An 11,261-nucleotide genomic window follows, 5' to 3' on the forward strand; every position below is an offset into this window, starting at 1 on the left:
CCAGGGCATTTTGCCATATGGCGCACAACTGCTGGCGGTTGCCGGCGTTGCATCGATATCGCCCGTTTCCATCATGCCCTATAGTATTTACCCGGTTCTGCTCGGAATAGCGGGCATAATCGCCATTGCAACGGGGTACCCACGCTTTTCAACGGGAGGAGATAACACAGCATTAAATGATGATAAAGAATCAGCGTCAGAAGCTTAGTATTAAGGGGGATCAGGTGCAAAGTCTGGTCCCCTTTTGTTTTGGCATTTATGAAGCATGATTTCCTTAATGTCTTTCCATCAGCTCATTGAAATTCAGTTTCTTGTTCAGCATATACATAATCGGGATCCCAACAGCCATGATGCCGAATTCCCCTGCAGCTGTCGTCAGCCATGTCAACAGAAACGGCAAGTCGGCGGCCATATAAAGCTGATACGCTATGATAAACATATTGAACGTAAATACGATTGTGTTGATGACGAGCAGGGTTAATTGATGTTTAATAAACATTGCCAGAAACATGACAAAACCGAGCGACAGTACCGAATGCGCAACGCCGAATGTCAAGTCATACACCCCGGTTGGCGAAAATAAATTGGTCAAAAAGACGCCCAACACAATTCCATAAAAATATTTTGTGTTAAAGACGACGAGATGGTTAAATATTTCGGGGATCCGGAACTGAATATTCGAGAATGCTATCGGGGCGGCGACCAATGACAGCGCAACATAGGCAGCAGCTATAATCGCATTGACGGTTAGTGTTTTGATATTCAATGATCTCACTCCTTAGTTTTTTATCGTGGGATGGTTTCGAACCACGGTTTGGGTATCAGTCCAAATGATTCAATTATACCCTGAAACGAAGGGAACGAAAAGAGATATTAGCAGGTTTATGACTTTTTTAAAATGACAACGGGCTGCCAGAATGAATGGGAAGCTTAAATCGTCTGCTCTCACTTCGTATTTCGCGCGGGGTTGGCATGAAATCGCGCGACAGCCTCAGGATTTCGCGCGAAGCTCACGGGATATCGCGCGACCCCCATGGAATTTCGCGCGAGGATGACATGATTTCGTGCGACGTCAACAAGAAATCGAGCGAGACTTGCCGGTATCTTGCGCGACGCAATCAAAATCGACGCTCCTTTCTATATTGTTGATTTTCGGCGGCTGCCGAAAATCGTCATATTGAATGATTCTCCGCAGTTTCAAGTATGTCAATATCGATCCACCTAATTTTGTGAATTGGATCATATACCTCTATAATAGACAGTAGATTCCAGTTCTTGGGGGCGTACAGAAATGTTTAGCGGAACGTTGCATTTAACCAAATTAATCCTTCGCCAGCATCGGGTCAAGCTATTTATTTGGCTGGCCGGCCTGATTGGTGTCACATTGGCTGCTGCATCGGCTTATCCGGATATGTATCCGAATGCCGAGGCTAAGCAGGCATTTGCGATGACGATGGAAAATCCCGCGATGATTGCAATGGTTGGCATCGGGTATGACATGAAAGAATACGCGACATCAATAGGTGCCCTGTTTGCAAACGAAATGCTGCTGTTTACAGCCATCGCGGCTGCTACCATGAATATTCTGCTTGTTGCACGGATGACCCGCGCAGATGAAGAAGATGGGCGCGTGGAGATGATCCGCTCACTGCCGACAGGCCGTCTCGCCTATATAAGCGCTGCCGTCATTGTCATCGTATTGGCAAATGTGATCTTGGCGTTGGTCACCGGAGCCGGGTTGACCGCCCTCGGAATTGACGGCTTCGATGCGGAAAGTTCGTTTCTGTACGGTTCGATTTTAGCCGGAACCGGATTAACGTTTGCCGGCGTTACGGCTGTTTCCGCTCAACTGGCTGAAACAGCTCGGGGCACCAGCATGCTGGCGTTTGGCACGCTGATTGCGGCCTACCTAGTGCGGGCAGTCGGGGATGTGAACAGTGACGTCCTTTCCTTGCTTTCACCGCTCGGCTGGACCGTCAGGACAAACGTGTTTATTGATAATGACTGGTGGCCGATTTATCTGTTTCTCGCCCTGGCAATGGTGTTAACAGTTGTGGCTTTCTGGCTGCAAAGTATTCGCGACCTTGATGCCGGTTTTATCCCGGCAAAAGGCGGAAGAAAACATGCATCATCCTTGCTGCAGAAACCATTTGGCCTGATTCTGAGATTGCAGCGTACCAATCTCCTGATCTGGGGAACTTGCCTGTTTCTGTTGAGCGCGTCATTTGGTTTTATTCTTGGCGATCTGGAAAATTACTTTTCTGATGTGGGTTTTGTGGAGGCGATGTTGGCGGACAGTCCCGGCAACAGCATGACCGACCAATTCATCTCGCTGCTCATGGCCATTATGGCATTGGTTAGCACCGTGCCGGCAGTCATGGCGGTATTGCACGTAAAAGGTGAAGAATCGAAACACCGGCTTGAAAACATCTACAGCCGTACTGTGTCGCGTTTGTATTTGTTGAGCAATTACCTCGTTCTGGCAATCGTGGTGAGTGTCATGATGCAGGCGCTCGTTGCATTGGGGCTATGGTCTGCCGGCCTGGGTGTAATGGATGAGCCTTTAGCGTTCAGCACTATCTTTTCAGCTGCATTCGTCTATTTGCCTGCCATTTGGGTGATAACAGGGCTAGCTGTAATGCTGATTGGATTGCTTCCAAAAGCGACCGCTCTTATCTGGTTGTATGTGTTCTACGGTTTTGTAACGGTTTATATTGGCGGCCTGCTTGAACTTCCGGATTGGGTGCTTAACCTGTCCGTTTTCGAACATGTGCCCCAGCTCCCGGCTGCTGATATGGAACCAGAAAATATTTTCTGGATGACGGGAGTTGCCATTGTGCTCTTGGTTATCGGTTATATCGGGTATCGCAGACGGGATATGGAAGGCTGACAGGAATCAGACGCTTAGTGAGCCGCGGAAACCTCTGGCACCGTAATAGGAGGACGCACCGTTGTGGTACACAAAGACGTGCCCGTAGCGACAATCGCAAAAAAGAGCACCACCAAGTTCCCTAATATCAGAAGGGGTCTGCACCCAACTTGATGTTTTTAGATCGAAATGTTCCAGTTCCTGCAACGCCCGATATTGTTCTTCAGTTAAAAGTTCAATACCCATGACAGTTGCCATATCAATAGCGGTATTTTCCGGTTTATATTTTTTCCTTGACTCCAGCCCTTCACGGTCATAACAAACACTTCTGCGGCCTTTGGGACTTTCCGCTGAACAATCAAAAAAAATGTATTCACCCTTCTTTTTATCATGATCAACAACATCCGGTTCCCCTCCGGTTTGTTCCATTTCATTGAGCGACCACAGTTTTTCAGCATTCGCATCCAGCTTTGCTTGGACATTAGCCCATTCAAGACCTTTATGACGGTGCATGTTTTTCTCAAAACGGGCTTTCAAGGCTCCGAATAATTCTTCGCGTTGTTCTGGCGACAACTCCTTTTTATTGCTCTTTGGCATATTAGTTTCCTCCCTGCTTATGATAGTTTAAGTATATATAAATAGTTGTTTGATAATCAATCGATAAGATCTTATATTTTTCTTATTTCTTGAAGACAACGGACAATCATACAAGCATACTTGACTCTTCCTCATAAGCTGGGTTGAGGTGATTAAATGAAAAAAATAATTTTATTTGCCGATACAGGTATTGATGATACGATCACGTTGACTTACGCACTAAAGCATCCCGAGATAGATTTGATTGGCGTTGTCAGCGGCTACGGTAACATCGATCGGGAAAAAACGTTTCGGAATGTCGAGTACTTATTGGAACTGGCAGGCCGTACCGATATTCCTGTCATTGCAGGTGCTACACGTCCCCTAAGTGGTGAAGATCCTGTCTTTTTTCCTGAAATTCATGGCATAGAAGGCCTGGGTCCAATTGATCCGCCAATTCCAGAGGAACGCTATGCAAATCGTTCGAATTTCAGCAAGCTGTTCGATTTGATCAAGAAAAACCGTCATGAGGTAATCATCGTTAATGTCGGGCGATGCACTTCTCTGGCAACAGCCCATTATTTAAGTCCTGAAGTAATGGAAGATGTAAAAGAAACCTATGTGATGGGTGGCGCTTTCCTTGAACCCGGCAACGCGACCGAAGTAGCGGAAGCGAACTTTTACGGTGATCCGATTGCCGCTGATTATATTTGTCAAAATGTCATTAACCTGACACTCGTTCCTTTAGATGTAACAAGAGACGCCTTATTGACCCCGAGAGTTGTCAATTTCATCGATAAGCGTTCAGATGCACCTTTAGAAGAGATCATCAAACCGATCTTAGATTTCTATTATGAAGCCTATCAACAACTGGAGCCAGGCATCCCGGGATCACCGCTGCACGATTTAGCCGCTTTAATGGCAGCGCTCGATATCGGCGGGTTGTATGAGTACAGAAAACGGGAAGTCAGAGTTGAAGATGAAGGTGACCTTACTTACGGTGAAAGTATCGCTGACTTCCGACCAGGTTCGGGTAATTGTTTTGGACCAAAATGTACACGTATTGCCCTGGACATTAATCAACATGTCTTTGTCTCGAACGTCCTTGAAATCTTAACAAATCATAGATGAGCTGGCTTATGTTAGTGAGCTATTGTCCTGAACAAAACGAAAATAAGCCGTATCATCCAAAAGTGATACGGCTTTTTCCCAAAAACCCGTGCTGTTAACGGCTTTGTTTATTAACATTCGTCACTTTCCATCCTTTTTGATCAACCCATTGAAGATTGACGACATACATCCAGCCCTGTTCACCATCCGGACTGACTTTACCGACTGCTTTTTGCGGCCCTCCACCGCTTTCCAGACGCCAGATAGTCATGCCGTCATCCAGGCCTGTCGCCATTTTAATGGCTTTTACCTTTTCATTCCAGTCCACTGAACCTTTTTCATAATTGGAAGTATGCGATCCGCTCTGGGAGGTGCCAATGGGTTCGCCAACTTTGTCTGAATCAGCTTCATTTCCATCCTGATCTTGTTGGTCATCATTCTCCTTCTTATCCTGCTGGGAACCTTGGTCCTCCTGTTCCTTGTTCTCTTCCTTATCTGAGTTTGTAGTTTCAGATTTTTGATCAGCATTATCATCTTCATTGATTTGAATGTCTTGATCCTGGCCATTTGATTTGCCTTCATCTTCGGCGTTGTTTTGCTGTTCTTCGCTTGATGTGTCGTTATCATCATTGGTTGTTGCATTGCTATCATTAAATATCATGTTCCCCCCAATGATTAATATGAGAAGGAAGACTATACCGATAAGGGAATTAAGGATAATATTTTGTTTGTTTTTTTTCTTGCGCATGTTCGTTCGTGTTTTCATGTTAATCTCCTTTCCATAAGACCCAAAAGCAATTTCAAGTTGCGAGCATATTTTTAACTGTCCATTCCCAAATAACATATTGTTAAAACTCAACCGCATGAATGTTTGCGGCAATCAGCAAAATCCAGAAAATTTGCTAAAACCGGGCCTGGAGCCGCCAGTCAATTGGTGTGCGTCCTGCCTCTTCCAGAAACGCGTTGGCGCGCGAAAAGGGCCGGCTGCCAAAAAATCCTTTATGTGCAGAAAATGGGCTTGGGTGCGGCGACTTAATAATCAGGTGCTGCGGTTCTGTGATAAATGACTCTTTTGCCTGGGCATGCCGCCCCCAGAGCATGAACACAACCGGATTCTGTTTGGCATTCACCTGCCGGATCACCTCATTTGTAAAGTATTCCCATCCCTTTCCTCTATGGGAAGTCGGCTTGCCTGCCCTTACTGTCAGAACCGTGTTCAACAGCAAGACACCCTGTTCAGCCCAGTCTGTCAAACATCCGTGATTAGGGCTTTCAATACCGAGATCATCGTGCAGCTCTTTATAAATGTTTTTTAATGAAGGCGGCATGGTAACTTCCGGCTGAACAGAAAAGCTAAGTCCATGCGCCTGATTCGGGCCATGATACGGGTCCTGCCCGAGAATGACCACTTTGGTATTTTCATAACCTGTGTAATGCAGGGCATTAAAAATATCATACATGTTCGGGTAAACCGTGGACGATCCATACTCCTGTTTTAAAAATGAACGCAGCTCCTGATAGTAGTCTTTTTCAAACTCCCCCGCCATAACCGGCGCCCAATCATTTGTTAATATAGCCAAAATTTCAGCTCCCAACCATTTGATAGAATCATAAAGTGTCAATCAGCGGAGTGTTTTTTCCAGCTGATTGTTAGTTGAACAGAATCGGGCATTTATGGACAGTTTGCCGGTGTTTTTTTGCCGGATTACTGACCATTATAAATGCAATATAAATTATCATATCACGCAATGCCATTTCATAACAGAGGATCAATCATCATCTCCCATCATTGGTTGACGGGACTTGGGGTCAGAACAGGTTAGGGTTACCCGATCAACCCGTATTTGGAAAAAAATGATAAAATGCTTGACGATCAGAATACTCAAGAAGAAGCAGGAAGAGGTACTGAAACTTGGGCGTGAGCACGGAGACATGGGCGCGAGAGCCAATCAAGAAATAAATGCCCGGTAACCACTTAAGCAACCGGACGTTTTTACTGTAATTTGGTTTTGTCGTTTAAATTTAATCACTTTTTCAGTAGTTCCGGTCCATAATTGCCTTGCCGACACGAGCGATTGCCTGCTGGGCAGTGACGTGATCACTGATGCCATCCATCAGAACAGCTGCGAATACCGTCCTGTCCTGATACTGAAAAATGCCGGCATCATGTTCGGCATCTGAAAGCTCGCCGGTTTTATTGGCAATGACGATATTATCGTTTGTATGATAGGCAGGCAATTTGGAGGTCAGTTGCTGTCGGGTCATGATGTGAAAGATGTGTTTGGCAGAGACCCGGCTTAATATACGGGGTAATGCAATTTCTTCAAGAAAATTAACCATGTCTCCAGCTGTTGTCGTATTTTCAAGGCCTTTTTCAGCTGCTTTCATATCCATAAAATAACGCTGGATCTCTGTCTGATAACATTCAAGCTGTCGGCTTAATCTGTTCACATTATCAATCCCTACCCGCTTAAGCGCGAGATTAGTGGCGGTGTTGTCCGAGACAATGATCATCAGCGTCAATACATCAAGCAGTGTCATGGAAACATCTTCGGACAAAGCCTGTAATACACCGGAACCGCCAACCCTGGACTCAGCTGGGACCTTCACTCTTTCGGACAGATTCAGATTCTCTTGTTCAGCTTGCCGGAACGCTTCCAGGATGATGGGAATTTTAATGACACTTGCAGCTGGCATTGTCATGTTTGCGTTGATGTTTATGGTGTCTTTTTCGTCTTTGATCATTAACCCAATTGATGTATGAAAACCAGAGATTATACTGCGCACATCGGCCTCCAATTGTTTGATCATCATCTGCATATCCCCCTTTTTTGCTGGACTTTCTAGCAGTTATAAAAAAAGCAGCCTCCTAGACTGCAACTGAATTTACTCCAGACCAATTCTTCTTTTCATGATGTAAACGTCCTTTTCGTTGTTCCATGTTCTCTTCGCAAGCAGGTCTGCACTATCCTGCACGCCATCAATTTTTGCATCCATTCCGACAAGCCGATTTTCGATTGCTTCAAAGCGTTTGTCTACGTCTACAAAACGCTTGTCTATCTCCTCAAAACGTTTATCTACCTGCTCAAAGCGCTTATCTATTTCCTCAAAACGTCTATCTACCTGTTCAAAGCGTTTATCTATCTCCTCAAAACGTCTATCTACCTGCTCAAAGCGCTCGTTGACCTTTTCAAATCCGGCATTCATCTGATCTTGCAATTCCTTGATGGCCTGCAGTACTTGATTATTTGCCATGTCACTCATAGCATCTCCCCCTTTCCTCCAACTTTTAGTAAACGGCACGAGTTGTTAATATCATTATAAAAGATTTGTCTAAAAACATCTAGACTGAATTTTGCGGGGCGAAGTGTCTGACACCTTGTCCTCCGCCTATATCCAATCTATGAAAAAAAGATCCGGCTATTTCCTTTATTTTCGCTTCATTTTCCTTGTCAAAGGCAATCAGGAAACAGGTTGCCGGGCCGGCGGATTTTTTTAAACCAAGCGCACAGTCCGGCTTGTTTGCCCGTTTCGTCCAGTTTCTCCATGCTGCCGCAACGCCCTTTGAACCTGCCGGGAGTATTGCTTTCACTAATTTCAGCTGACACAGACGCTGAAATAACCAAAGCGGAGCGACTTCATCAGGACGCTCAAGCACTTCATTGCCGACTAACGGCTTCCCGATGACCGCAAACGCTTCTTCGCCCGTGAATTCATATTCTTGCGTCATGGCTCGCGTTCCAATAACTGTCAGGCCAAGGCCCGATTGCAGACTGGCGAAATTGCTCTCGGTACTGCCCGTTATCGGAACCTTATCTAAGCCCAGTTCGTCCAATACCTGCTCCACTCTATGCTTATAATCCCGCCAAGCTTCATGATCGGTAAAATTCTGCATGACGACAGCCCGCACGTCACCTCCTGCAGCAAGGCATTCCATAACGGCAACACGGCAGGCAAAGTGACCCACAACGGTATTCGATGTATTGACTGCATCATGCGGTTTTTCACCGATTGCTCCACTGTTATCTGAGGTAATTACGAGCTCCTGTTCAGTCGTCAATGGCAGTACGACAGCATTGTTCATCACTGGTCAGCTCCTTTTTAGACGGACAATTTTCCGGCCGCACTACTGATCGATTTTGTGTCGTTCTCGATCGATTTGGTGCCGCTCTCGCACGTCTTGGTACCGCTCTCGCACGATTTGGTGACGCTCTCGCACGAATCAGCACCGCTCTCGCACGATTTGGTGACACTCTCGCACGAATCAGCACCGCTCTCGCACGATTTGGTGACACCCTCGCACGAATCAGCACCGCCCTCGCACGATTTGGTGACACCCTCGCACGAATCAGCACCGCTCTCGCACGATTTGATACCGCTACCGCTCGGGGTGGCACCTGCTTTTAATCTTTTTTCTTCTTGTTGGTTCCGCGGAAAACTTTTGCGCTGCGTGCGTACTCGACATCCGGCACATTTAATCTGGCATTAATGACGCGTGCCGCTGCGAAAAAGTAATCCGACAGACGATTCACATACTTTAATGGGACGGGTGAGATGTCATCTTCTGCTTTCATGAGTGATATAATCATTCTTTCAGCTCTGCGCGCAACTGTTCTGGCGATATGAATTGACGCTGAGGCATCTGATCCGCCCGGCAATATAAAACGTTCGAGTTCCGGCGCCTCATCAATCAACTCATCCATTTTGTCTTCCAGGTAAGTGATGGGTTCATCGGTCAATTTATGGTCGCGTTTCTCTTTGATATTCGATAATTCCGAGCCGCAGTCAAACAACTCATGCTGAATCTTCTCAAGGTCTGCCACAATATCCGGGAAAACGTCTTGATCCAATTCCGAAATCGCCTTTCCGACAAACGAATTCACCTCATCGATTGTGCCGTATGCTTCAACGCGAATGTCGTCTTTGTCCAGTCTTCCGCCAATGACACTTGTCTGCCCTTTGTCACCTGATTTTGTATAAAGTCTCATCCAAAAAACCTCCTATAAAATTATTCATCCTTAAGCGTTTGTTCCATGCCATACCAAATCACATCGGCCCGCTTGGCTCGTGCTGTCAAATCCTGATAGACCCACGCGGTTACATCCCGCCATAGCCGTTCCCGTTTATCCACTGGCACAATTCCTTTTGAAATATCTGTACCGATGATAACAAGTCTTCTGTAGCTGTCTGCTTTTTCCCACTCCAGCCAAGGCTCAATTTGATTCATCACATTTTGGCGCGTGGTATCTGGTGGAAAAGCAGTATCAATTTGCTTATAGATCCATTTCTCGAGCCCTTCCAACACCACAACGGCCGGGAGCTCCCCGTCGGATGAATTCGTTAGCGCATCTGCTTCATAGGCGCTCAGCCATAAGTGGCGATCTGCAGCATAAAAGTTTTTCACCCATTTTCGTTTTCCGTTGAAGGCACCGCCTGTAATAAAGTGCATCGGCTGTCCTCCTTCCAGTCATGATAAATCCAGCATAGTCTGATCCCGCTCCCATGCGGAATATACCATTGCCAGAAACGTTTCATCTCATTAGCCAGCTTTGTCAGTAGTAAGCGGATGACTCCGCCATGTGTCACCAGCAAAACCTCGCCATAACCCTGATCATGGATTGTTTTTCTGAGTGACACCCAGCCGCTCATCGCCCTCTTTTCCATATCGGTAAAACTTTCCCCATCAGGCGGCCGTTTTGAAAAAGGATCATCCAACCAGTTCTGGTATGCTTCGTCCTGACACAAATCCGCATATGTTTTCAATTCCCACTGGCCAAAATTCATTTCGCGAAATGCCTCACTTTCCACGTGCTGCGATCCCCGACAAAGGATATCAGCTGTTTGCCTGCAGCGTGTTAAGTCACTTGACACGCAAAAATCATAGCTTGGTATGTCACTTCGCAGCAATCTTAATGTCCGCCCCGCATCACCCGTAATCGGCGGATCACTCCACCCCACATATTTCCTTTCCAGATTTTCCTCTGTTACACCATGGCGAAAGAGTGTAACAGCCACATGACGATCCATAACACCAGCTCCATCCCTTCTGAACTCGCTCCTAATGTATCGCCCGATATACCGCCGAAATGCTTCACTATTCTCCCGGCGATAATAAACCCTATAACGATCATACAGCTGACGAGTATCAAATAGCTTGGCAATAATTCAATATTTAACATCCTTATTACGATCCCGATGATAATTAAATAGGATCCATAAACCACCTGGAATGATCGGCTCGCACCTTGTTTGAAAAAGTGGGCCATCCCATTATTTCTGGCCGCCGGCAAAACCTGCAGATAGGCGCCCATCAGTATTTTCCCAAGAAACGGAATCAGCATGACCAATAAATATGTCGAGGCACCTGCCATCGTGATCAATTCATATAGAATCACAAAACGCACGGCAAGAAAAACAATAACAGACAGTACTCCAAATGCGCCGACACGAGGATCCTGCATAATCTCCAGCCGTTTCTCGGGATCCCGGTACGAAAAATAGGCATCGCTTGTGTCAATGAGCCCATCCAGATGAATGCCGCCTGACAGAAAAATCAATACAAGCCATAAACAAAGCGCAATCATCACATCAGAAAGCGGCGTAAAGGACAGAAGCACAAACAAAATAAATGCATAGATGACGCCCTGCAGCAATCCGAGCAGCGGGAATGTCCGCACCGCATATGACAGATAGAAACGACCCATCG

General features: G+C 46.1%; 13 protein-coding genes, 1 pseudogene and 1 riboswitch. Of the genes and pseudogenes, 3 read left to right on the top strand and 11 right to left on the bottom strand.

What is annotated here, in order from left to right:
* Window positions 1–208: pseudogene (locus tag VK097_RS03750) on the top strand (Na+/H+ antiporter NhaC family protein); the annotation flags it as partial.
* A gap of 66 nt (window positions 209–274) precedes the next feature.
* Here the strand turns inward: VK097_RS03750 and VK097_RS03755 are convergent.
* Window positions 275–766, bottom strand: a complete 492-nt coding sequence (locus tag VK097_RS03755) for a QueT transporter family protein (RefSeq protein WP_324210465.1) — start codon at window positions 764–766, stop codon at window positions 275–277.
* A gap of 6 nt (window positions 767–772) precedes the next feature.
* Window positions 773–817, bottom strand: a riboswitch (PreQ1 riboswitch).
* 474 nt (window positions 818–1,291) lie between these two features.
* Between VK097_RS03755 and VK097_RS03760 the strand changes: the two genes are divergently transcribed.
* Window positions 1,292–2,890, top strand: coding sequence for an ABC transporter permease (locus VK097_RS03760; RefSeq protein WP_324210466.1), 1,599 nt, complete (start codon window positions 1,292–1,294; stop codon window positions 2,888–2,890).
* A 6-nt stretch (window positions 2,891–2,896) separates the two neighbouring features.
* On the opposite strand, the gene VK097_RS03765 is transcribed toward VK097_RS03760, so the two are convergent.
* Window positions 2,897–3,466 carry a DUF4256 domain-containing protein gene (locus VK097_RS03765; protein ID WP_324210467.1) on the bottom strand — a complete coding sequence of 190 codons (570 nt, stop codon included), beginning with the start codon at window positions 3,464–3,466 and terminating at the stop codon, window positions 2,897–2,899.
* Window positions 3,467–3,622: 156 nt separating this feature from the next.
* On the opposite strand from VK097_RS03765, the gene VK097_RS03770 reads away from it, so the two are divergent.
* A complete protein-coding gene (locus VK097_RS03770; protein ID WP_324210468.1) occupies window positions 3,623–4,576 on the top strand; it encodes a nucleoside hydrolase in 954 nt (317 codons plus the stop codon).
* A gap of 94 nt (window positions 4,577–4,670) precedes the next feature.
* On the opposite strand, the gene VK097_RS03775 is transcribed toward VK097_RS03770, so the two are convergent.
* From VK097_RS03775 to cobS, 9 genes are all read right to left on the bottom strand, one after another.
* Complete coding sequence (locus tag VK097_RS03775; RefSeq protein WP_324210469.1) at window positions 4,671–5,321, bottom strand: YrrS family protein; 651 nt, start codon at window positions 5,319–5,321, stop codon at window positions 4,671–4,673.
* Between the two features lie 136 nt (window positions 5,322–5,457).
* Window positions 5,458–6,135, bottom strand: a complete 678-nt coding sequence (locus VK097_RS03780; RefSeq protein WP_324210470.1) for a uracil-DNA glycosylase — start codon at window positions 6,133–6,135, stop codon at window positions 5,458–5,460.
* Between the two features lie 454 nt (window positions 6,136–6,589).
* Window positions 6,590–7,369, bottom strand: coding sequence for a serine hydrolase (locus VK097_RS03785; protein ID WP_324210471.1), 780 nt, complete (start codon window positions 7,367–7,369; stop codon window positions 6,590–6,592).
* Between the two features lie 72 nt (window positions 7,370–7,441).
* Window positions 7,442–7,819, bottom strand: coding sequence for a hypothetical protein (locus VK097_RS03790; protein ID WP_324210472.1), 378 nt, complete (start codon window positions 7,817–7,819; stop codon window positions 7,442–7,444).
* A 79-nt stretch (window positions 7,820–7,898) separates the two neighbouring features.
* A complete protein-coding gene (locus VK097_RS03795; protein ID WP_324210473.1) occupies window positions 7,899–8,639 on the bottom strand; it encodes a hypothetical protein in 741 nt (246 codons plus the stop codon).
* 319 nt (window positions 8,640–8,958) lie between these two features.
* Window positions 8,959–9,543: a cob(I)yrinic acid a,c-diamide adenosyltransferase gene (locus VK097_RS03800; protein ID WP_324210474.1), complete on the bottom strand. Its 585-nt coding sequence runs from the start codon at window positions 9,541–9,543 to the stop codon at window positions 8,959–8,961.
* Between the two features lie 20 nt (window positions 9,544–9,563).
* On the bottom strand, window positions 9,564–10,004 hold the full coding sequence (locus VK097_RS03805) for a bifunctional adenosylcobinamide kinase/adenosylcobinamide-phosphate guanylyltransferase (RefSeq protein ID WP_324210475.1): 441 nt from the start codon (window positions 10,002–10,004) through the stop codon (window positions 9,564–9,566).
* Complete coding sequence (locus tag VK097_RS03810; protein WP_324210476.1) at window positions 9,956–10,582, bottom strand: histidine phosphatase family protein; 627 nt, start codon at window positions 10,580–10,582, stop codon at window positions 9,956–9,958. The genes VK097_RS03805 and VK097_RS03810 overlap by 49 nt, the downstream gene beginning before the upstream one ends.
* The coding region (gene cobS, locus VK097_RS03815) for an adenosylcobinamide-GDP ribazoletransferase (RefSeq protein ID WP_324210477.1) at window positions 10,540–11,261 on the bottom strand (722 nt) is incomplete at its 5' end. The genes cobS and VK097_RS03810, both read right to left, overlap by 43 nt.

This window comes from Lentibacillus sp., assembly GCF_035301675.1.
Lineage (GTDB): Bacteria > Bacillota > Bacilli > Bacillales > Amphibacillaceae > Lentibacillus.